This window comes from Paracidovorax avenae ATCC 19860 (genome assembly GCF_000176855.2).
GTDB classification, from domain to species: domain Bacteria; phylum Pseudomonadota; class Gammaproteobacteria; order Burkholderiales; family Burkholderiaceae_C; genus Paracidovorax; species Paracidovorax avenae.
Map to the genome: position 1 here is coordinate 3,273,985 of NC_015138.1, position 22,049 is coordinate 3,296,033.

Consider the following 22,049-nt stretch of genomic DNA (forward strand, 5'->3'; position numbering starts at 1 on the left):
CTGCCACCATGAACGACCAAGCCGCCGATCTTTCCGCCACCCGCCTCGTCGCGCTCGACTGGGGCACCAGTTCGCTGCGCGCATACCGCCTGGGCGACGGGGGCCGCGTGCTGGAGCTGCGCCACCGGCCCTGGGGCATCATGCACCTGCCCCCCGCGCCCGCGGGTGAGGACGCCGGCACGGATGCCGCCTTCGAGCGCGCCCTGCAGGATGCCTGCGGCGACTGGCTGGCTGCCGCGCCGCAGCTTCCGCTGCTGGCCTGCGGCATGGTGGGCAGCGCCCAGGGCTGGCGCGAGGCGCGTTACCTGCACACGCCCACCTCGCTCGATGCGCTGGCGCAAGGACTGACCCGGGTGGACCGCCCCGGCGGCCAGCCGCTGCACATCGTGCCCGGACTGCTGCAGCCCGGCGACCTGCCCAACGTGATGCGCGGCGAGGAGACCCAGGTGCTGGGCGTGCTGGCCGACCTTCCGGCCGAAGACCCAGGCCCCTGGCTGGTCGGCCTGCCCGGCTCCCACAGCAAGTGGGTGGTGGCGCAGCGCAGCGGCATCGAGGGCTTCCACACCTTCATGACGGGCGAGGTGTTCGCCGCGCTGCGCGGGCACACCATTCTCGGCCGGACCATGGCCCCGGCAGATGCGCAGAGCGGCACAGCGCCCGACGACGCCGCCTTCGTGCGCGGGCTGCAGGTGGCGTGCGGCAGCGATGCCGGCCTGGGCCTGCTCTCGCACATCTTCAGCACCCGCACCCTGGGGCTCACGGGCGTGCTGCCCGCCAGCGCCCAGGCCGACTACCTCTCGGGCCTGCTCATCGGCCACGAGGTCGCCGCCCTCGCCCGCGTGCACCCGCCGGGCGGCTCGGCAGCGCCCGTCCAGCCGCTGCTGTGCGGCGAGCCGGACCTGTGCCGCCGCTACGCACTGGCCCTGCGGCTGCAGGGCTTCGCCGAGCCCGCCATCGCCGCCCAGGCCACTCCCACCGGGCTCTGGCAGATCGCCCGGGCCGCCGGCCTGCCGGCCGGGGAAGCGCCCCAACCCTCATCCGCAGAGAGCCTTGCCGCATGACCACCATCGACCACACCCTGTTCCACGCCCTGCAGCGCTGCGGGCTCATCGCCATCCTGCGCGGCATCCAGCCCCATGAGGCCGTACCGATCGGCCAGGCCCTGTACGACGCGGGCTTCCGCATCATCGAGGTGCCGCTCAACTCCCCCGAGCCCCTGGCCAGCATCCGCGCGCTGCGCGATGCCCTGCCCACCGACTGCGTGGTGGGCGCGGGCACGGTGCTTTCCACGCACGACTGCGCCGACGTGGCCGAGGCCGGCGGGCAGATCATCGTCATGCCGCACAGCGATCCGGCCGTGATCCGCGCCGCGCGTGCGGCCGGCCTGGCCTGCGCTCCCGGCGTGGCGACGCTGACCGAAGCCTATGCCGCACTGGCCGCCGGGGCCAACCTGCTCAAGCTCTTTCCGGCGGAAGCGCTTCCTCCCGCCGTGCTCAAGGCCTGGCGCGCGGTGATCCCGCCCAGCGTGGCGCTGGCCCCCGTGGGCGGCATTGCGCCGGAAAGCATCGCGCCCTATGCGGCGGCAGGCGCCAGCGGCTTCGGCCTGGGCTCGGCCCTCTACCGCCCCGGCAACAGCGCGGCCGACGTGGCCCGCAAGGCCGTCGCCTTCATCCAGGCCTGGCACGACGCCTATGGCATGGCCCGCACGTGCGGGCAGGGCCCCGCGCCGGCCGCCGCGGCAGCCCCACGTCCATCCCCCACCGCAGCCACCGTTTCCTGAGATTTCTCCTGCCATGAAGATCACCCGATTGACCACGTTCCTGGTGCCTCCGCGCTGGTGCTTCTTGAAGATCGAAACCGACGAAGGCATCGACGGCTGGGGCGAGCCCGTCCTCGAAGGCCGCGCCCAGACCGTGGCCGCCGCCGTGGAGGAACTCTCCGACTACCTCGTCGGCAAGGATCCGCGCCACATCGAGGACCACTGGACGGTGCTCTACCGCGGCGGCTTCTACCGCGGCGGCGGCATCCACATGAGCGCGCTGGCCGGCATCGACCAGGCCCTGTGGGACATCAAGGGCAAGGCCCTGGGCGTGCCGGTGTCCGAGCTGCTCGGCGGCAACGTGCGCGACAGGATCCGCGTCTACAGCTGGATCGGCGGCGACCGGCCGGCCGAGACGGCGCAGCAGGCCCGCGACGCCGTGGGCCGCGGCTTCACCGCGGTGAAGATGAACGGAACGGAAGAGATGCAGTTCGTGGACACGTTCGACAAGGTGGAGCGCTGCCTGCAGAACGTGGCCGCCGTGCGCGAGGCCGTGGGCCCGCACGTGGGCATCGGCGTGGACTTCCACGGCCGCGTCCACCGGCCCATGGCCAAGGTGCTCATCAAGGAACTGGAGCCCTACCGGCTGATGTTCATCGAGGAGCCCGTGCTCAGCGAGCACGACGAGGCGCTCAAGGAAATCGCGCGCATCTCGTCCACCCCCATCGCCCTGGGCGAGCGGCTGTACTCGCGCTGGGACTTCAAGCGGGTGCTGCAGGAGGGCTACGCGGACATCGTCCAGCCCGACCCGTCCCACGCCGGCGGCATCACCGAAACGCGCAAGATCGCGTCCATGGCCGAGGCCTACGACGTGGCCCTGGCCCTGCACTGCCCCCTCGGGCCCATCGCGCTGGCGGCCAACCTGCAGATCGATGCGGTCTGCTACAACGCCTTCATCCAGGAGCAGAGCCTGGGCATCCACTACAACCAGGACAACGACCTGATGGACTACGTGTCCAACCCGCAGGTCTTCGCCTACCAGGACGGCATGGTCGCCATCCCGGGCGGTCCGGGCCTGGGCATCGAGGTGAACGAAGACTACGTGCGCGAGCGCGCCGCGCAGGGCCACCGCTGGCGCAACCCGGTATGGCGCCACCGGGACGGCAGCCTCGCGGAATGGTGATGTCCGCTGCGGGCGGATTGCGCGCCGGCCGCCGCCAGGCTCAGCCGGTCGCCCCGGCCTCGCGCGCTGCGGCGCTCACCTGCCCGGCCCGTTCGGTGGCCAGCGCCAGGCGGCGCACCAGCCAGGGCCCCAGGTCGCCATCGTGCGGATCGGGCCAGGCCTGCGCGTCGCCGGGAAGCGGCGGCCACGCGGCATCCGCCGCCGTGGCAGCGGCGTCCTCGCGCCCTTCCAGCCGGCGGGAGATCGCCTCGGCCGTCTGCCCGAGCGACACCTGCAGCGCCGCGGCATCCAGGCGCCCGCGCCGCAGCAGCAGCATGGTCTTGATCGCGGTGAGCTGCGCCAGCAACTGGTAGCAGCGTGCCTGCAAATGCTCCAGCGCCACCACGGGTGGCTGCACGGCCCGGGGCTCGGCCATGGCCCGCTCGGTGGCCTGCACGAGGGCCGACAGGCTGTCGTAGGCCTCGCGCCGCGCCAGCCGCCAGGCCAGTTCCGGCGCATTGTCCACTGCGTGCAGCTGGCCCAGCGCCAGCGCCTCGCGCGCGTGCCGCGCCTGCGCCACCAGCGTGCGCTGCACCAGCGCGGGAATCTGCGAGCGCTCCCACGAGGGCAGCACATAGGAGAACGCCCAGGCGATGCCGGTGCCGATCAGCGTGTCGGCCAGGCGTTCCAGCAGGTCGAAGGCCGGGCTGACCGCGCCTCCGTGCAGCATGTGCGACTGCACCAGCCCCAGCACCGTGGCCGCCACCGCGGTGACCAGGTAGCGCCGCAGCGCGAAGGCATGGGCCACGGCCTGTGCCACCGTCAGGCACAGCACCAGCTGCCACGACGACAGGTGTGCCGCCAGCAGGGCTGCCGCCAGCACGCAGCCCAGCAGCGTGCCCGCCACGCGGCTGTTGCGGCGCTCCAGCGTCTGCGCGAGGCTGCCGCGCAGCACCACCACGATGGTGAGCAGGATCCAGTACGCATGCGTGCCCCAGGGCAGCGCCTGCGCCACCAGGAAGCCCGCGGCGATGGCCAGCGCGGCGCGCACCGCATGGCGCAGCGGCGGCGCATCCCAGCGCCAGAGCGTGGCCAGCGGCGCCCAGGACCAGGCCGTGGGACTGACGAACATCTGCCAGCTGGCGCGCACCACCGCCAGGTCCGGCGGGGCCTCGCCGCGCGCGATCGCGTTCATCCGCAAGGCCTCGTCGTTGATATGCCCCACGCGGTCCGCCAGCCCGCGGGCCAATGCGTGCGGCGACGGGCCCGAGATCGCGGCGGGGGGCAGCGGATCGCTCCAGCGCAGCTCCGCGAGCGCAGGCCGCGCATCGGCAAAGGGCGCGGGCCGGCTGCCGCGCAGCAGCGCGTCCGCGAGCCGGGCGAATTCCGCGGCCGTGTCGAGCAGCACGCCGCGCAGCGCACGCAGCACGGGCACGTGGCCCGGGTGCGCCTTGAGCGCCTCCACGTCCAGTTCGCAGGCCAGCAGGTGGTCCCTCGTTTCCAGCACCTGCACCAGCATGGCCGCCAGCCGCTGGCGGGCCGGCGTGGAGGGAGACTCCAGCACGATATTGCGCGCGCCCTGCAGTTGCTCCGCCAGGGCTGCCTGCCGGCGCAGCAGCAGCCGGGTCAGGGCATGGGGTGCCTCCGCCGTGCCGTCATGCGTTCCGGCCTCGTCCTCCGGGCCCCCCGCGGGCGTGGTGCCGGGCGCAGTGGTGCCGGGGGGTGCTGCGCCGCCAGCCGGCGCGCTGTCGAACAGCCGCGCCTGCACGCGCATGAGCGCGGCCAGCGAATACAGCGTGTCGGCCACGAGTTGCACCCGGTAGCGCGCGTTTAGCAGCCGGTTCGCCGCCACCGCGTAGAGCACGTACAGCCCCGCGCCCAGCGCGAAATGCGCGGTGATCGCCAGCGCGGCGGGCAGCGGGTCTCCGCCCGGCGGCACGCGCGGGGCCGCGGCCATCGAAAAGATCATGGAGAACATCACCGCCACGGCGATCGGGATGCCCCGCCGGCCCCAGGCCATGGCCAGGAAGGCCAGGAAGGTGCCGGGCACCAGCAGCAGGCCCAGCTGCAGCGGGTCGCGATGCAGCCACTGCACCGCGAAGAACAGGGGAATGCCCAGCAACGGCGCGGGCAGCATCTGCCAGAGCTTGCCGCGGCGCGGCCCGGGCAGGTCCGGCGGCGAGCAGACGATCACGCCCACGGAAGCTGCAGCCGCCGCTGCGGCCCCCAGCCAGACATGCACGGCAGCGGAGATGAGCAGCAGGCCCAGCGCCACGGAGACCCCGTTGGCCACATAGTGGCTCAGTGCCACGCGCACGGCCGCCCGCAGGCGGTGACTCGGATAAAGCCTCATATCCCGCCGAGGTTACTGCAGCGGTGCGCCCCCGGCCGGCCCGGGGGCTTGCGCCGCGTGTAGCATGCGCACGGCCGGGCTGCAAAGCCCCTCTCCTCCAGCTCCGAACGTGTCCCGCAAGTGACTTCCTGTCTGCAGAATCCCTCCCGCCTCCACTCCCGTGCCAGGGGCCCGGCCGGAGGCTCGCACGTGATGCGGCGACTGGCTTTCTGGACCACGCTGCTCTGCCTCGCCGCGCTGCTGGCAGGATGCGCGGGCGTCACCGTCTCGGCGGTCTCGCCGCGCGACTACCTCGCGCAGCGCCGCGGCGACGTGCTCACCACCGGGCGGCTGAGTGAGGCCTCCGAGGAGGTGCTGCGCGTGCTGGGCACCGACGGCGATGCCTGCGACCAGGACATGTCCGCCTGCCGGCAGATGCTCGCAGCCTCGACCGGTGTCGATGAGGAGCAGCGCCTGTCCACCCTGGCGGAACTCTGGCTGCTCGCCGCCCTGCGGGCCAGCGGCGACCGCGGGGCCGCCGTCACCGGTGCCAACGCCCCTGCCCCTGCCAACGAGGACCAGCAGCTGGACGCCTGGCTGGAAACCGCCCGCCACGCCTGGGCCTACCTGTTCTTCACGCCGCGCGGCCCGGAAGCGCGCGCCTTCGAAGACCGCCAGACCCAGGTGCGCGACTACTACAACTTCGCCACCCAGCAGGCCCTGGCGGGCATGTTCTCGCGCTACCGGCGCACCGTGGCGGCGGAGGGCGGCGAACTGGCGCCCGGCAGGCGCCTGCAGTGGGGCAGCTGGCACGTGCGCAGCGACACCTCCGACCTGCGCCTGCCCAGCGGGGCCCCCGAACCCAGCGAACTGATCGCCGCCTCCACGCTGCGGTTCTCGGGCGTGCGCAACACCTACCGCCGCGACGGCTTCGGCGCCGAGCTGGTCACGGCCATGCAGCCGGCGGGCGATGCGCCCCTGCCCGGCGGCCCACGCCGCAGCGCGCTGCAGGTGGCATCGGAAGCGGAGCAGCCCTTCCGCGAGATGCCCTACCCCGCCGCCACCGCCTTGCTGCGCTTCGACGGAAGCACGCTCGGCGAGGTGCTGGAAACGCACGACGTGCAGGTGGAACTCTACGATCCGTATCACACGGCGCAGGTCGTGCTCGCGGGGCGCCAGGTGCCGCTGGCCGGCAATTTCACGGCAGGCTACGGCCTGTGGCTCGCGCGCTCGGGGTTCGCGGTGCAGGCCATGCGCAGCCTGCTGGGCATGGAGGACGGCCTGTCGGCACCGCGCATCCACCTCATGCAGCCCTACGATCCCTCGCGGCGCACCATCGTCATGCTGCACGGCCTCGCGAGCAGCCCGGAGGCATGGATCAACGTCGCCAACGAGGTGCTGGGCGACGAGACGCTGCGCCAGAACTACCAAGTGTGGCAGGTGTACTACCCCACCAACCTGCCGCTGTGGGTGAACCGCCAGGCGATCGAGGATGCGCTGGAGCGCACCATCGCCCATTTCGACCCGGCGGGCACGGCTCCCGCATCGCGCGGCATGGTGCTCGTGGGCCACAGCATGGGCGGCGTGCTCGCGCGGCTGCTGGTGTCGGACTCCGGCGACACGCTGTGGAACACCCTGCTTGCGGAACACCCCCTGTCCCTGGAAGACCGGCAGGCGCTGCAGCCCGAACTGGACCCGCTGCTGCGCTTCCACGCCCTGCCGCAGGCCGGCCGGGCCATCTTCATCGCCGCGCCCCACCGCGGCACGCCCGTGGCGCGGCACCGGATCACGCGCTGGCTCTCCAACCTCGTCACCCTGCCCCTGGCGACCATGGAGCGGTTCGCGGACGTCACCCGGCGGCTCTCGCGCACCGAGGCACCGGAAGGCGGCAGCAGCGTGGTGCGCCTGCCCAACAGCATCGACAACCTGAGCGACACCGATGCCTTCGTCCAGGCCGCCGCGCGCCTGCCGGTATCGCCACGCGTGCCCTACCACTCCATCATGGGCCGGGAATCGGCAGACGGGCCGCTGTCGGCATCGTCCGATGGCGTCGTGCCCTATGCCAGCGCACACCTGGACGGGGCCGTGTCGGAGCGCATCGTTCCCTCCGGCCACAGCGTGCAGGAGCAGCCCGCGGCCATCCTGGAGATCCGGCGCATCCTGCGGGCCCACCTGGCCGCGAACCCCGCGGGCTCCGCGGGCACGGCCCCGGCGAAGTAGCCCGCCGGCCGCCCCCGGCGTCAGGCGCCCAGACGGGCGAAGCTCCCCTGCGGCAGTCTCTGCAGGCGCGGCGCCGCACCACCCGCCGGCCCACCCACCCGGAACACCGCCACGGCCTCCACCAGTTGTTCGGCCTGCGAGCGCAGCGCGTTCGCCGCCGCGGCGCTCTGCTCCACCAGCGCCGCGTTCTGCTGCGTGGCCTGGTCCATCTGGGTGACGGCCTCGCCCACCTGGCTCACGCCCGCGCTCTGCTCGCGGCTGGCAATGCTGATCTCCGACACCACATCCGTCACCCGGCGGATGGAATCCACCACCTCGGTCATGGTCGCCCCCGCCCGGTCCACCAGGGCGGTGCCGCTCTGCACCTGGGCCACGCTGGCCGTGATCAGTTCCTTGATCTCCCGGGCGGCGCCGGCACTGCGCTGCGCGAGGCTGCGCACCTCGCTGGCGACCACCGCGAAGCCGCGGCCCTGCTCACCGGCCCGGGCCGCCTCCACGGCCGCGTTCAGCGCCAGGATGTTGGTCTGGAACGCGATGCCGTCGATCACGCCGATGATCTCGGCGATCTTGCTGCTGCTGCGGTCGATGCCGCGCATGGTGTCCACCACCTGCGACACCACCTCGCCACCCCGGGCGGCGACTTCGGAGGCCGCCTGCGCGAACTGGCTGGCCTGCTGCGCGTTGTCCGCGTTCTGCCGCACGGTGGCGCCGAGTTCGTCCATGGACGCGGCGGTTTCCTCCAGCGCGCTGGCCTGCTGTTCCGTGCGCGCTGACAGGTCGTTGTTGCCCTGCGCGATCTCGGCGGACGCCGTCGCCACGCTGTCGGATCCCTCCCGCACCGTGGACACCACCCGCGTCAGTGCCTGCTGCATGTCGCCCAGGGCGCCCAGCAGCGGGCTGAACTCGTCGCGGGCCGTGTCCACCACCGGCACGGTCAGGTCGCCGTCGCGCACCCGCTCGGCCACACCGCGCGACTGCTCCACGCGGCGCTGCAGCAGGTTGGCGATGTACCAGGAAAACGCCAGCAGGCCCGCGGCGATCGCCACCACCAGCAGCGACAGCTGGCTGCGGGTCTTGAAAGCCTCCTTCTGGATGGCCGCCAGTTCCGAATGCAGCAGGTCCGTCTGGCGCTGGCGCTCCTTGGCCAGCCATGCCAGCAGGCGGTTGCGCGTGGGAATCGTCTCGCCCACCAGCACCTCGAACGCCTCGTCCTTGCGGCCTTCCACCACCAGGCGGAGATTGCGGTCCGCGATCGGCTTGAACTCCTGCTCCAGCTTCTGCCAGACATTGGTGAAGTCCTCGCGCGCCCGGGGGTCCTTCAACTCCGACAGGAAGGCCGCGTCGTTGTCCGCGATGCGCTTGTACTTGGTGTCGATGTCGGCCAGCGTCTCCTTCAGGGCCTCCGGCGAGCGCACCAGCATGGCGTGCCGGATCTGCAGCGAAATCTGGGTGATGCTCAACTCCGTGCTCGCAATCCGCGTGAGCTGCGGTACGCGGGTTTCGCCCGTCGCCTCAGCCAGCTGCCCCACGTTGCTCAGCTGCGTCCAGGCCAGCCAGGCCGCCGCGGCGAGCGCACAAATCAGGAGAATGGACACGGCATAGAGTTGCCGGGCAATGCCGTAACGGGAGAAGACAGTCATCGTCGAGCCTTTTTATGAAGTTGCCTCCCGCTGGCACATGACCTCGGGATGAACAAAATGATACAAACATCCTGCAAAATCAGGAAATTGTTTTTATCAATTTCGTGACCTGGGTCACGTCTTCTGCCCGGAATTACTGCGTATTCCCCAAGACGGAAAACACAGGTGATGTGATGCGGAACGCGCCAGGCCCGCGCCGGAGCCCCCGCCGCCGCCCCTTTCAGTCGCCCAGGCGGATGCGCAGGGCCTTCCAGGAGGCCTGCGCGGCTTCCGCGCGGCCGTCCCGGGCGGCCAGTTCCACCTCGCGCGCCAGGGCCCCGTCCTCGGTCCGGCCGAGGGTGCGCAGCACGCTCGCCAGGCTATGGCAGAGCCGGCGCAGCGCCGCCAGGTCCGAGGACTGCAGCACCCGGTCTCCCTCGGCGGCATCGCGGCCGAACTGCAGCAGGCAGGCATCGCGGTACGCACGGAACAGGACGGCGTCGCCGCCGAAATACTCCTGGATGGCCGCGTCCTCCGCGTCCGGCATGCCGCCTTCCCGCACTCCGCGGCCCGGCGGTGCGGACGGAACGGAAGGCACGGCCCCGGCAGCGCCGGGAGACACCAGTGGATCCTCCAGCGCTTCCCGCACGCACTGTTCGAGGGCAGCCACCGCCACGGGCTTGTCCAGCGCTCGCCACGCACCGCTGGCAGCCAGCTCCTGCCGGATGACATGGTCCAGGCCGGCGCTGAGCACCACGATGCGCGCACCGGCCGCCAGGGCGGGCTCGGCCTGCAGGCGGCGCAGCAGGCCCATGCCCGACTCCCCGGGCAGCATCAGGTCGGTGATGATCAGCGCGGCACGGTGGCCCCGCAGCCATGCCAGTGCGGACTCGACGCAGGGGCAGGTCTCCACCGCCACCGGCAGGATCTCCAGCGCCATCGCCACGAAACGCGCGACCGAAGGATCGTCCTCCACCAGCAGCACGACAGGTCGTTCCATGGCCGGACTGCCTTTCCTGGCCGCGTCAGCCCCGGGCTGCGAGGCTGGTGCGCAGCGCATCCGGCAGCTGCGCCACCATGGCGGGCTTGTGGATCACCGGCAGGCCCTGCAGGGCGAAGGCATAGGGCTCGCGCTCGGCCTCGGTGAGCGACGTCACCACGATGAGCTGCACGCGGGCGAACTGCACATGCGACCGCAGGCTGGTGATGAGCGCCGCGCCGTCCAGGCCCGGCAGCAGGATGTCCACGATCAAAACATCCGGCTCGAGCTTGCCGCACATGGCCAGCCCGGCGATGCCGTCGCTGGCGATGTGCAGGGACACGTCCGGGAACTGCTGGTCCAGCAGCAGCCGGATCAGATTCTGGTAGTGCACGGAATCCTCGATCAGCAGCACCTTGGGGCGGCCCGCGGAAGTGCTGCGCGACGTGGTTGTCGCGCCCGGGACGCTGCTGCGGCCCACTTCCCGGGAACGCAGCCAGCGCTCCACCGAGTCGCGTGAAATGCGGCGGTGGCCCCCGGGCGTCTTCCAGGCCTCCAGTTCGCCCCGGTCCACCATGAGCTGGATGGAACGGACCGCCATGCCTAGCAATTTGGCGGTTTCGAGGGTGGTGTAGTGGTCGTTCTGAGCGTCGTCGGAATTCGGCATAGGCGGCATTGTGCCTTTATGCGCGACCCAGGATGTATCCAGTATGTGTCGCGTGCAACGTACTGGACTTGCAAAGGGCAAATCTAATAAATATGATTCATGCTTTGCAACGGGACTGCGTGCCCCCTCATGAAGACCGTACTCATCGTCGACGACCATGCGGAGATCCGCCGCCTCCTGCGCATGACGCTGGAGAACCAGGACGTGGCGCTGCACGAGGCGGCCAGCGGCGAAGCAGCCCTCGCAGTGGCGCGGGCGGAACGGCCCGACCTCGTCCTGCTGGACGTGATGATGCCCGGAGCGCTCGACGGGATGGAGGTCTGCCGGCGCATCCGGGCCGATCCGGGCCTCTCGCACACCCGCGTGATCATGCTGAGCGCGCTCGATGGCCTGCACGACCGGGCAGCGGGCATGGAAGCAGGCGCCAGCGAGTTCATCGCCAAGCCTTTCAGCCCTGCGCGCGTCGTCGATACGATGCGGCGCGTCGACGCCGCCCGGGCGGTTCCGGCGGGCGGCTGATGCGGCGCCAGATGCAGGGCCGGCCACCGCGGCTGCGCAGCCGCGCGGCGGCCCTGCTGCTGGCCGCGGCCCTGGCAGCGGTGTCCCCCGCCCTGCTCGCCGGCCCCGTGGCCGAACGGGTACAGGCGCGCGGCACCGTGCGGGTCTGCATCTGGCCGAGCTACCAGGGGGTGACCTACCGCGACCCGCGAACGCGCGCCCTCAGCGGCATGGACATCGACCTGTCCCGGCACTTCGCCCGGGAACTGGGCGTGCAGGTGGATTACGTCGATTCGTCCATGGACAGCATCGTGGGCGACCTGGTGGACGAGCGCTGCGACATCGCCATGTTCGCGCTGGGCATCCTGCTGCCCCGCCTCCGGCAACTGCAGTTCAGCCAGCCTTACCTGCGAAGCAGCGTGCTCGCCGTCACCACCAAGGGCAGTTCGGTGGTGCGCCAGTGGTCCGACCTCGACCGCCCCGGCATCGCGGTCGCGGTGCAGAGCGGAGCCGCCATCCAGTCCCAGGCGGAGCAGCAATTCAGGCACGCGCGCATCGTCCCGGTGCGGCTGCCCGACACCCGCGAGCGGGAACTGCTCTCGGGCCGGGTCGATGCCTTCATGACCACCAGCGTCTATGCCCGCCAGCTTGCCCTGCGGGCGGAATGGGTGCAGATCGTCGCCCCGCCGAGCCCCTCCTTCACCGTTCCGGCGGGCTACGCAGTGCGCCCGGGTGACGCGGAGTGGCTGGCCACGGTGGACGCCTTCGTCGCGCGCATCAAGCGCGACGGCCGGCTGCGGGAGGCGACCGGGCGCCATGGCCTGGGCGGAATGGCGGAGCCCTGATGCGCCCCTCGTTCCTGCCGCGCGCCTTCCATGCGCTCGCGCGCCGCCTGTCGCCGTGGCCCGCCGGCACCCCCGTGCTCATCGCCGGCCTCGCCGCCGCGGTGGGCGCCGTGGCGAGCGCCCTCGTGGTGAGCATCGGCGACCTCCACGGCGCAATGGCCACCAGCGAGGGCCAGGCCCGCCTGCTCGCCCGGGTGCTGGAAGACCAGACGACGCGCACGTTCGATTCGGCCGAGATGGTGCTGGCGACCCTGGCGCACGCGCAGGCCACCGAGACCCATGGCGATGCCCAGGCCCACGCCGAGGCCGGACAGGTCATGCGGCAGGCGCTCACCGCCCTGCCCTTCATCCGCAGCGTTTCGCTGGTGGACGAGCGTGGACGGGTGCTGGCGAGCACCGACTCCGCCACCACCGGCATGGACATCGACCGCAAGCGCCTGGGGCCATGGCAGGAAGCGGGCGGCCAGTACATCGGCCCCCGGCTGCCCGGGCGCGGGCTGGAGAGCCTGCAGCGCGGGGTGCCCCCGCCCCCTGCCCCGCCGGGCCTGGCCTTCGTTCCGCTGCTGCACGGATTCCGCGACCACGCGGGGGCGCCGATGATGCTGGTGGCGCTGGTCAACCCGGACGCGCTATCCAATTTCCAGTACCTGGCGCTCGAATCGCTCAGCTACGACGCGGTGATCGCCACGGACGACGGGCGCCTGCTCGCCTCGTCGGTCCCCCTGCCCGACCCCGGCGGCCGGGACATCGCCTCGCTGCCGGTATTCACGCGCCTGCTGCCGCAGGGCGAGCACGGCAGCTACATGGGCCCGGGCGTGCAGGGGCCCGAACGCATCGTGGCCTACCGCGCGTCCCGCAGCAAGCCGCTGGTGGTCATCGTGGAAGAGCCCCAGCACGAGGCCTTCATGCGCTGGCTGCGCGAGTCCTACCCGTTCCTGGCCATGGAACTGGGACTGGTGGCGCTGGCGCTGGCGCTGACCTGGATCGCGTGGCGCAGCCTCCGCGCCCGCGAGGCGGCACGGGCGGCGGTGGATGCCGCGCAGGACCGCATCGCACGCAGCGAGCGCGACCTGGCGCTGCTGCTGCGCAGCGTGCAGGAGCTGATCTTCCGCACCGACCGCAACGGCGTGCTCACCTATGTGAACGCCCGCTGGAGCGCGCTGTGGGGGGAGCCGCCGGCCTCGGCGATCGGGCGCCGGCTGCAGGACTTGGTGGACCCGGAAGGCCAGGAACGGGTGGCCGCGATGCTGGATCCCCGCTCCCAGGTCGCACTGCGCACGCGCCAGCTGCGCGTGCGCTCGCCCCAGGGAGACGAGCGCGTGCTCGACGTGGCCGCGGTGCCGCTGCGCGCCGCAGACGGCCAGGTGCTCGCCTTCGCCGGCAGCGCCGTGGACGTAACCGAGCGCGAGCGGGCCGCCCAGCGCATGCGCGCGCAGCTGGCCTTCCAGAACCTGCTGCTGGAGACCAGCCCCCAGCCGATGATGCTGACCGACATGGCCCACCGCGTGGTGCTCGTGAACCGCGCCTGGGAGCAGGCGATGGGCTGCACGCGCGAGCGCATCGTCGGGGAACGCCGGGCCCTCTACCCGGGCGAAGAGGAGGACAACGCCGCGCTTTCGGGCGGCGGCGGCACCACGCTGGAGCGCGACCTGCCCTACGGCGACGGCACGCGGCGCGCCACGCGCGTGCTCAAGGCCGCGGTGCACGGGGACTACGGCGACGTCACGGGCGTGCTCAGCATCCTGGTGGACATCAGCGAATTCCGCGAGGCCGAGCGCGCCACCCGCGAAGCGCACGACGCCGCCGAGGAAGCGGCCCGCACGCGTTCCCAGTTCGTGGCCAACATGAGCCACGAACTGCGCACACCGCTGCAGGCCATCATCGGCTTCGCGGAACTGGGCTCGGCGCGCAGCCAGGACGAACGCCTGGGCGCGATGTTCAGCGACATCCTCGCGGCCGGCCAGCGCATGCTGGCGCTGGTGAATGACCTGCTCGACGTGGCAAAGATCGAGAGCGACATCGGCACCATCCACCTGGAGCGCACCGACCTGCGCGGCCACATCCGCACGGTGGCGCGCGAACTCGGCCCCCTGGTCGCGTCGCGCGGGCAGGACCTGCGGATCGACCTGCCGCTGCATCCCCTGGTGGCCCGGGCGGACCCGCGGCGCTTCCAGCAGGTCGTGCGCAACGTGCTGGCCAACGCCATCAAGTTCTCTCCGGAAGGGTCCTGCATCCAGCTGCGCGCCGGCATGGATGCCGACAGCACCGACACCATCTGCATCGAGGTGCAGGACCAGGGGCCCGGCATACCGCCTGTCGAACTGGACCGCATCTTCGACGCCTTCGCCCAGTCGAGCCGCACGCGCAACCGGTCCGGCGGCACCGGCCTGGGCCTGGCCATCTGCCGCAAGATCGTGGAAGCGCTGGACGGCCGCATCCATGCGCGCAACGTGGAAGGCGGTGCCGTCTTCCGCATCGAGCTTCCCGTCCGCGGCCCGGCAGACACCGTCCCCGCGCCGCTCTGAGATGGGCTCCGGGCGTCCCGGCGGCGCACGAACTCGGGTATGGTGGAGCACCACCTATTTCCACCGAGATCCACATCCCATGAAAGCCACCTGGAACGGCGTGGTCGTCGCAGAAAGCGACGACACGGTCCTCGTCGAGGGCAACCACTACTTCCCCGAAAGCGCGCTCAAGGCGGAGTACTTCACCTTCAGCAACCACCGCACCACCTGCCCCTGGAAAGGCCAGGCCGCCTACCGTTCGCTGCTGGTGAACGGCGAACTGAATCCGGATGCCGCCTGGACCTACCCCGACCCGCACCCCGAGGCCGAGCAGATCCGCGGCCGCTTCGCGTTCTGGAAGGGCGTGAAGGTCGAGGCCTGAGCGTTCCCCGGTTATCCCTGCCCGCACTGGACAATCATGTGGATAACCCGGGAACGGCGCTGTACGGCCATCGCAAGTGCTTGATTTTCCTGAAAAACCCACGCACTGCACAAATTTTGTGCAATGCACCTCCGGACGGCACCCGGTTATCCCGCACCGCATGGGACAACAATGTGGATAACACGGGAGCAGCGCTGTATGGCGTTCGCAAGTGCTTGATCCATAAGGGATTGATTCCCGTTGCCCAAAAATTGGGCAGTGGGAAACCCTCGCTGGACACACCCATGGCGCCGTGATTCGTCGCCGATTCCACCCTGTCCCGCCCACCCGGCGGTTCCTTCCCATGACGTCTCCCGCCCCCACGCCTCCGTTCTTCATCGCCCGTGTCGGCAGCGACGGCACGCAATGCGATGCCTGGCCCGAACAGACCCTGCTGCAATCCATGGAACAGGGCGGCATCGACTGGCCGAGCTCCTGCCGCAACGGCACCTGCCGCACCTGCATCGGCATGCTCTCCGAAGGCACCGTGCGCTACGCCATCGAGTGGCCGGGCCTCTCGCGCGAGGAAAAGGCCGAGGGCTGCGTGCTGCCCTGCGTGGCCTATCCCACCAGCGACGTGCACCTGGAGACCTCGGCGGTCTGAGCCTGTCCGCCGGCTGACACGCGGCACCGCCCCCTTGCGGGGCGGCACCCACCTTCGCCAGAATGGTCCCACCCTGCGGGGAATAAAGAGGGAGAGAGGACCATGAACGACACCACCGAGGCGGCGCGCCGGCAAGGCGCCCGCGGCGCTGGCGCGCCCACGCGCGCCGACATCCTGCGCGAATGCGCCGAAGCCGATGCCCGCTGGGCCGCCGCGCCCGGCCGCAACCTCGTGCTGCTCTTCGACGGCACGGGCAACATCCTGGGCAACGAGCAGGACACCAACGTCGTGAAGCTGCTGCGCATGCTGGACAAGGGCCCTGCCGCGCCGGGCGGCGTCCCCGAGCAGCTCGTGTACTACGACCCGGGCGTCGGCACCGCCAACCTGTTCCCGCCGGCCAACGTGGCCGCCCGGCTGCGGCAGGCCGGAAACCGGCTCTCGGGCCTGGCGCTCGGCAGCGGTGTCTTCCACAACATCGCGGGCGCCTACGAATTCCTCGCGCGCACCTACCGCCCGGGGGACCGCATCTACCTGCTGGGCTTTTCCCGGGGGGCATTCACCGCGCGCGCCGTGGCCGGCATGGTCAACATGTACGGACTCGTCCACCCGGAAGGCCTGCCGCTGCTGGAAAGCCTGGTGCGCACCTATTTCGCGCCGCCGCAGCGCCGCAACCCCTCGGGTTCGCGCGAGCGCGAGGACTTCGCGCGCGACGTGGTCGAGAACTTTTCCCTGGGCCGCCTGCCCCTGGTGCACTTCGTGGGCGTCTGGGACACCGTCGAATCCATCGGCATCGGCCTGCTGGGCGGGCTGAAGATCACCAACTCGGCCGGCTTCGCCTGCAAGCGCTTCGCCCATGTCCGGCATGCCATGTCGCTGCACGAGTCGCGCATCCCCTATACGCCCCGGCGCTACGACGATCCGTACTTCTCCGACCGCGAGCGCGTGCACCGCAGCTTCGCGCAGCGCTGGTTCCGCGGCGTGCACAGCGACGTGGGCGGCTCCTATGCCCGGGACGGCCTGTCGCGCACCACCCTGCGCTGGATGGCCGACGAGGCCTTCGCGCAGGGGTTGCGGCTGGACCGCAGCCAGCTGCAGCCCGGCGACCCGCACACGCCCATGCACGACCAGGCCTACGACTGCCCGTACTGGGCCTGGGCCGGGCTGGACGCGCGCGAACGCGAGCCCGACGACACCATCGACGCCAGCGCCCTGCCCGTCGCGGCCGCGGTGCCCGCGGAACACGTCCCCCGCACCCAGCCCTGGCGCACCCTGGGATGGATGCTTCCGTGGGTGGTCGCGCTGCTGCTCGCGGCCACCACCCTGGCCGGACGCGGCGCCTGCGTGCTGGACGGTGCCCCGGGCTGGATGCGCGCCATGCCGTCCCTGACCCAGCTCGCCGCGGCCTGGCAGGCGGCCGCGGGCGCGCCCTGCAGCCCCGCCGCCCTGCACGTGACGCTGGCCTGGGACTGCGCCTTCGTGCTCGCCTACACCCTGTGGCTGCCCTACCCGTTGGCCTGGGCCCTGCGCCGCCTCGTGGCACGCGCGGTGCCGCGCGGGCACCGGCTCGCCTGGCTGCCGCGCCACGCCCACTGGTTCATGGGCCTGCTGGCGGCCACGGACCTGGCCGAGAACTTCGCGCTGCTGCACGCGGCCGCGGCGCCCTGGGGCATGGCCGCCGCCGTCTTCTGCGCCGCCAAGCTCGCCTGCCTGGCGCTGCTCGCGGCCGTGCTGGGCCAGGGCGCCCTGGCCGGCCCGGAACGCGCGCGCCAGGACTCCGCCGCGGGGGCGGGCCGCCTGCACTAAAATCCCCCCTTTCCCGGCGGCGCGGCCCGGCCGCCGCGGACCACCGAAAGCCCGCCCCCATGAACACCCCCCTCCCCCTCGCATCCATCTCGCCCGTCGAAGACATCGTGGCGGAGATGCGCGCCGGGCGCATCGTCATCCTCGTGGACGAGGAAGACCGCGAAAACGAAGGCGACCTGGTCCTGGCAGCCGACCACGTCACGCCCGAAGCGATCAACTTCATGGCGCGTTTCGGCCGCGGCCTCATCTGCCTCACCCTCACGCGCGAGCGCTGCGAACTGCTGCGCCTGCCGCCCATGGTGGCGCGCAACGGCACCAAGATGGGCACGGCCTTCACGGCCTCCATCGAGGCCGCCGAGGGCGTCACCACCGGCATCTCCGCCGCCGACCGCGCCCGCACCGTGCAGGCCGCCGTGGCACCGGATGCCAAGGCCTCCGACCTGGTGCAGCCCGGCCACATCTTCCCGCTGCAGGCGGTCGATGGCGGCGTGCTCATGCGCGCCGGCCACACCGAAGCCGGCTGCGACCTGGCCGCCATGGCCGGCTGCAGCCCGTCCGCCGTCATCTGCGAGGTCATGAAGGACGACGGCACCATGGCCCGCCTGCCCGACCTGCAGCAGTTCGCCGCCGAGCACGGCCTGAAGATCGGCACCATCGCCGACCTCATCGAGTACCGCAGCCGCAACGAAACGCTGGTGCAGAAGGTGGGCACCCGCCCGCTACAGACGGCCGCCGGCGAATTCATCGCCCACGCCTTCCGCGACGGCCCCAGCCAGTCCGTCCACATCGCGCTGGTGCGCGGCACCTGGGGCGAGCACGACAGCGTGCCCGTGCGCGTGCACGAGCCCCTGTCCGTGCTGGACGCACTCGAGGTGGGCCGCGACATGCACTCCTGGGACCTGGACGCCAGCCTGCGCCACATCGCCCAGCACGGCAGCGGCGTCGCCGTGCTGCTGAACTGCGGCGAGAGCGCCGAGCAGCTGCTGGCCCAGTTCGACGGCACGGCCCGCGCATCGCATGCGCCGGAGCGTGGCCGCATGGACCTGCGTACCTACGGCGTGGGCGCGCAGATCCTGCGCGAATGCGGCGTCACGCGCATGCAGCTCATGGGCCAGCAGCGCCGCCTGCCCAGCATGACCGGCTACGGCCTCGAGATCACCGGATACATCCCCAAGGAATAAGCAACACCATGTTTGGCGCAGACAAAGGAACCGCGGACAGGCTCGACGGCAGGAAACTGCAGATCGGCATCGTGCAGGCCCGCTTCAACGAGGGCATCACCGAGGCCCTGGCGGCGGCGTGCCGCGAAGAGCTGCTCGCCCTGGGCGTGCAGGAAAAGAACATCCGCCACGTGCGCGTGCCCGGCGCCCTCGAAGTGCCCCTGGCGCTGCAGGCCATGGCCGAGCAGGACGAATACGACGCGCTCATCGCGCTGGGCTGCATCATCCGCGGCGAGACCTACCACTTCGAGCTGGTGGCCAACGAATCCGGTGCCGGCGTGACGCGCGTGTCGCTCGACACCCAGACCCCGATCGCCAACGCCATCCTGACCACCGAGAACCTGGAGCAGGCCGTCGCCCGCCAGACCGAGAAGGGCCGCGACGCGGCGCGCGTGGCCGTGGAAATGGCGAACCTGCTGGAGGAGCTGTCTTGAGCGACGATTCCGCCTCCACCCCGGCCCCCGGCGGCGCCAGGCGCCCGCCGCGGCAGGCACGCACCGGCACCACTTCCACGGGCGCGCGCAAGGCCGCGTCCAAGTCGGCGCGCAGCCGTTCGCGCGCCTTCGCGCTGCAGGCCCTCTACCAGCACATCGTGGGCCGCAACGAGGCCACGGCGATCGACGTGTTCACGCGCGACCTCTCCGGCTTCCACAAGGCCGATGCCGCGCACTACGACGCCCTGCTGCACGGCTGCATCGAGAACGCCGAGACGCTGGATGCGCTCATCACGCCGAAGCTCGACCGCACGCTGGAAGAGATATCCCCCATCGAGCACGCGACCATGTGGATCGGCGTGTACGAATTCCAGCACTGCCTGGACGTGCCGTGGCGCGTGGTCATCAACGAATGCGTCGAACTGGCCAAGGAGTTCGGCGGCACCGACGGACACAAGTACGTGAACGGGGTGCTCAACGGCCTCGCGCCCACGCTGCGGGCGGCCGAGGTCGCCGCCGACCGCACGCCCGGATCCGCTGCGGACCACACGGACTGAGCCCGGGCCGCGCGCCCACCGCTTTCGCCCGCCCCGGCTGCCGCCCGCCCCCCCGGGAGCGGCGCGGCGCCCCAGCCCCCTTCGGACACCCCTCCCATGAAGTTCTCCCGACGCGCCGAGCGCATCGAACCCTTTTACGTGATGGAGATCGCCAAGGCCGCGCAGGCCCTGGCCCGCGAGGTGGCCGGCGGCCCGGAGCCGATGATCTTCCTGAACATCGGCGAGCCCGACTTCACTGCCCCGCCGCTGGTGCGCGAAGCGGCCGACCGCGCCCTGCGCAGCGGCGCCACGCAGTACACCAACGCCCTCGGCCTGGACGCGCTGCGCGAACGCATCAGCGGCTGGTACGCCGAGCGCTTCGGCGTGGCGGTGCCGGCGCGCCGCATCGTGGTCACGGCGGGTGCCTCCGGCGCCCTGCAGCTCGCCTGCCTGGCGCTCATCGAGCAGGGCGACGAGGTGCTCATGCCGGACCCGAGCTACCCGTGCAACCGCCATTTCGTGAGCGCGGCGGACGGCCGCGCGGTGCTCGTGCCCTCCACCGCCGCGGAGCGCTTCCAGCTCAGCGCCGACAAGGTCGCCGCGCACTGGGGCCCGCAGACGCGCGGCGTGCTGCTGGCCTCGCCCTCCAACCCCACGGGCACCTCGATCGCGCCCGATGAACTGCGCCGCATCCACGCCGCCGTGCAGGCGCGCGACGGCTTCACCCTCATCGACGAGATCTACCTCGGCCTCTCCTACGAGGAGGCCTTCGGACACACGGCGCTCGCGATCGGCGAGGACATCGTCAGCATCAACAGCTTCAGCAAGTACTTCAACATGACGGGCTGGCGCCTGGGCTGGATGGTCGTGCCCGAGGCCATGGTCCCGGTCGTGGAGCGGCTGGCGCAGAACCTCTTCATCTGCCCGAGCACCGTGGCGCAGCATGCCGCGCTGGCCTGCTTCGAGCCGGACAGCATCGCCGAGTACGAGCGCCGCCGCGCCGAGTTCAAGGCCCGCCGCGACTACTTCATCCCCGCGCTCGAATCCCTGGGCCTGTCCGTGCCCGTGCGGCCCGACGGCGCCTTCTACGCCTGGGCCGACTGCACCGCCGCCGCCCGGCACCTGGGCGTGGAGGGCAGCTGGGACTTCGCCCACGAGGTCATGCGCCGCGCCCACCTGGCCCTCACGCCGGGGCGCGACTTCGGCAGCCATGCGCCGGAAACCTTCGTGCGCTTTTCCACGGCCAACTCCATGGCGCAGCTGCAGGAAGCCGTGGCGCGGCTGTCCCGGCTGCTGGCCTGACGCGCGGCGCGAGGCAGGCCCCATGAGCTTCGAATGGCCCGTGCGCATCTACTGGGAAGACACGGATGCCGGCGGCATCGTCTTCTACGCCAACTACCTGCGCTTCTTCGAGCGCGCCCGCACCGAATGGCTGCGCTCGCTGGGCGTGGAGCAGCAGCGGCTGCGGGAACTCGCGGGAGGCATGTTTGTCGTAACCGACGCGCGCGTGCGCTATTTGCGCCCCGCCCGGCTGGACGATGAACTGATTGTTACGGCCGCGCTCGAGGAAAGTGGAAGGGCATCCCTGACAATACGCCAGCGAGCGCTCCTGAAATCGGAGCACATGACAGAATCGGAGCCTTCGCCCCTGTGCGAGGGCACCGTTCGCATCGGATGGGTCGACGCCGCCACGCTGCGCCCCGCCCGGATTCCCGGCCACCTTCTGGAACAACTCTCACCATCATGAATTCGCAAGACATGTCCATCCTGCACCTGGTGCTCAATGCCAGCTGGGTGGTGCAACTCGTCATGGCGCTGCTGATCGGCGTGTCCATCGCCAGCTGGGCCGCCATCTTCCGCAAGCTGTTCGCGCTCAAGCGCGTCCGGTCGCTCAACGACGAGTTCGAGCGCGAGTTCTGGTCGGGCACGAGCCTGAACGACCTCTACGCCAGCGCCGCGCAGAACGCCAAGAACGCCGGCCCCATGGAGCGGATCTTCGCCAGCGGCATGCGCGAATTCCACAAGCTGCGCGAGCGCCGCATCACCGATCCCGGCACCCTGCTCGACGGCGCGCGCCGCGCCATGCGCGCGAGCTTCCAGCGCGAGATGGACGTGGTGGAGTCGAGCCTGTCCTTCCTCGGCTCGGTCGCCTCGGTGAGCCCCTACGTCGGCCTGTTCGGCACCGTGTGGGGCATCATGCACGCCTTCACCGGCTTCGCGGGCATGGAGCAGGTCACCCTCGCCACGGTGGCCCCCGGCATCGCCGAGGCCCTGGTGGCCACGGCCATCGGCCTGTTCGCCGCCATTCCCGCCGTGGTGGCCTACAACCGCTTCGCGCGCGACATCGACCGCGTGGCCATCCACCAGGAAACCTTCATCGAGGAATTCTCGAACATCCTGCAGCGCAACCTGGGCGCGGCACCGGCCTCCGCCTCGGGCCACTGAC

General features: G+C 71.4%; 20 protein-coding genes. 16 read left to right on the forward strand and 4 right to left on the reverse strand.

Translation table 11 applies throughout. The annotated features are described in order from the left end of the window. The first annotated feature begins 8 nt into the window (after nucleotides 1-8). From ACAV_RS14350 to dgoD, 3 genes are read left to right on the forward strand one after another with little or no spacing between them, the layout of a single operon-like run. A complete protein-coding gene (locus ACAV_RS14350) occupies nucleotides 9-1,061 on the forward strand; it encodes a 2-dehydro-3-deoxygalactonokinase (protein WP_013595291.1) in 1,053 nt (350 codons plus the stop codon). Continuing rightward, complete coding sequence (locus tag ACAV_RS14355) at nucleotides 1,058-1,780, forward strand: 2-dehydro-3-deoxy-6-phosphogalactonate aldolase (RefSeq protein ID WP_013595292.1); 723 nt, start codon at nucleotides 1,058-1,060, stop codon at nucleotides 1,778-1,780. Before ACAV_RS14350 ends, ACAV_RS14355 begins: the two co-directional genes overlap by 4 nt. 13 nt (nucleotides 1,781-1,793) lie before the next feature. Next, complete coding sequence (gene dgoD, locus ACAV_RS14360; protein ID WP_013595293.1) at nucleotides 1,794-2,942, forward strand: galactonate dehydratase; 1,149 nt, start codon at nucleotides 1,794-1,796, stop codon at nucleotides 2,940-2,942. A 40-nt stretch (nucleotides 2,943-2,982) separates the two neighbouring features. Here dgoD and ACAV_RS14365 read toward each other — a convergent pair whose 3' ends face one another. Beyond that, on the reverse strand, nucleotides 2,983-5,274 hold the full coding sequence (locus ACAV_RS14365) for an FUSC family protein (protein WP_013595294.1): 2,292 nt from the start codon (nucleotides 5,272-5,274) through the stop codon (nucleotides 2,983-2,985). A gap of 192 nt (nucleotides 5,275-5,466) precedes the next feature. On the opposite strand from ACAV_RS14365, the gene ACAV_RS14370 reads away from it, so the two are divergent. Continuing rightward, entirely contained in the window at nucleotides 5,467-7,473 is a 2,007-nt protein-coding gene (locus ACAV_RS14370; protein ID WP_013595295.1) for an esterase/lipase family protein, read from the forward strand. Between the two features lie 20 nt (nucleotides 7,474-7,493). Here the strand turns inward: ACAV_RS14370 and ACAV_RS14375 are convergent, their stop codons facing one another. The 3 genes from ACAV_RS14375 to ACAV_RS14385 form a co-directional block, all read right to left on the reverse strand. After that, a complete protein-coding gene (locus ACAV_RS14375) occupies nucleotides 7,494-9,113 on the reverse strand; it encodes a methyl-accepting chemotaxis protein (RefSeq protein ID WP_013595296.1) in 1,620 nt (539 codons plus the stop codon). A gap of 220 nt (nucleotides 9,114-9,333) precedes the next feature. Continuing rightward, nucleotides 9,334-10,092 carry a response regulator gene (locus ACAV_RS14380; protein ID WP_013595297.1) on the reverse strand — a complete coding sequence of 253 codons (759 nt, stop codon included), beginning with the start codon at nucleotides 10,090-10,092 and terminating at the stop codon, nucleotides 9,334-9,336. A gap of 25 nt (nucleotides 10,093-10,117) precedes the next feature. Further along, nucleotides 10,118-10,738 carry a response regulator gene (locus ACAV_RS14385; protein WP_013595298.1) on the reverse strand — a complete coding sequence of 207 codons (621 nt, stop codon included), beginning with the start codon at nucleotides 10,736-10,738 and terminating at the stop codon, nucleotides 10,118-10,120. Between the two features lie 129 nt (nucleotides 10,739-10,867). On the opposite strand from ACAV_RS14385, the gene ACAV_RS14390 reads away from it, so the two are divergent. The 12 genes from ACAV_RS14390 to tolQ all read left to right on the forward strand — a co-directional run bounded on the left by ACAV_RS14390 (nucleotide 10,868) and on the right by tolQ (nucleotide 22,048). Next, nucleotides 10,868-11,257 carry a response regulator gene (locus tag ACAV_RS14390; protein ID WP_013595299.1) on the forward strand — a complete coding sequence of 130 codons (390 nt, stop codon included), beginning with the start codon at nucleotides 10,868-10,870 and terminating at the stop codon, nucleotides 11,255-11,257. Continuing rightward, complete coding sequence (locus tag ACAV_RS14395) at nucleotides 11,257-12,081, forward strand: ABC transporter substrate-binding protein (protein ID WP_013595300.1); 825 nt, start codon at nucleotides 11,257-11,259, stop codon at nucleotides 12,079-12,081. Before ACAV_RS14390 ends, ACAV_RS14395 begins: the two co-directional genes overlap by 1 nt. Next, nucleotides 12,081-14,606, forward strand: a complete 2,526-nt coding sequence (locus ACAV_RS14400; RefSeq protein ID WP_013595301.1) for a sensor histidine kinase — start codon at nucleotides 12,081-12,083, stop codon at nucleotides 14,604-14,606. Before ACAV_RS14395 ends, ACAV_RS14400 begins: the two co-directional genes overlap by 1 nt. A gap of 1 nt (nucleotide 14,607) precedes the next feature. Further along, nucleotides 14,608-14,967 (forward strand): DUF427 domain-containing protein, encoded by a 360-nt coding sequence (locus ACAV_RS14405; protein WP_491894078.1) that lies wholly within the window; start codon nucleotides 14,608-14,610, stop codon nucleotides 14,965-14,967. A gap of 343 nt (nucleotides 14,968-15,310) precedes the next feature. After that, nucleotides 15,311-15,610 carry a 2Fe-2S iron-sulfur cluster-binding protein gene (locus tag ACAV_RS14410; protein ID WP_013595303.1) on the forward strand — a complete coding sequence of 100 codons (300 nt, stop codon included), beginning with the start codon at nucleotides 15,311-15,313 and terminating at the stop codon, nucleotides 15,608-15,610. 102 nt (nucleotides 15,611-15,712) lie between these two features. Then, a complete protein-coding gene (locus tag ACAV_RS14415; protein ID WP_013595304.1) occupies nucleotides 15,713-17,413 on the forward strand; it encodes a T6SS phospholipase effector Tle1-like catalytic domain-containing protein in 1,701 nt (566 codons plus the stop codon). Nucleotides 17,414-17,472: 59 nt separating this feature from the next. Further along, nucleotides 17,473-18,594, forward strand: coding sequence for a bifunctional 3,4-dihydroxy-2-butanone-4-phosphate synthase/GTP cyclohydrolase II (gene ribBA, locus ACAV_RS14420; protein WP_013595305.1), 1,122 nt, complete (start codon nucleotides 17,473-17,475; stop codon nucleotides 18,592-18,594). Nucleotides 18,595-18,602: 8 nt separating this feature from the next. Further along, nucleotides 18,603-19,067, forward strand: coding sequence for a 6,7-dimethyl-8-ribityllumazine synthase (ribH, locus tag ACAV_RS14425; RefSeq protein WP_013595306.1), 465 nt, complete (start codon nucleotides 18,603-18,605; stop codon nucleotides 19,065-19,067). After that, on the forward strand, nucleotides 19,064-19,624 hold the full coding sequence (gene nusB / locus ACAV_RS14430) for a transcription antitermination factor NusB (protein WP_013595307.1): 561 nt from the start codon (nucleotides 19,064-19,066) through the stop codon (nucleotides 19,622-19,624). The genes ribH and nusB overlap by 4 nt, the downstream gene beginning before the upstream one ends. 96 nt (nucleotides 19,625-19,720) lie before the next feature. Continuing rightward, nucleotides 19,721-20,905: a pyridoxal phosphate-dependent aminotransferase gene (locus ACAV_RS14435; protein WP_013595308.1), complete on the forward strand. Its 1,185-nt coding sequence runs from the start codon at nucleotides 19,721-19,723 to the stop codon at nucleotides 20,903-20,905. Between the two features lie 22 nt (nucleotides 20,906-20,927). Continuing rightward, entirely contained in the window at nucleotides 20,928-21,350 is a 423-nt protein-coding gene (gene ybgC, locus ACAV_RS14440) for a tol-pal system-associated acyl-CoA thioesterase (protein WP_013595309.1), read from the forward strand. Beyond that, a complete protein-coding gene (gene tolQ / locus ACAV_RS14445) occupies nucleotides 21,347-22,048 on the forward strand; it encodes a protein TolQ (RefSeq protein WP_011795341.1) in 702 nt (233 codons plus the stop codon). Before ybgC ends, tolQ begins: the two co-directional genes overlap by 4 nt. The last annotated feature ends 1 nt before the right edge of the window (nucleotide 22,049 follow it).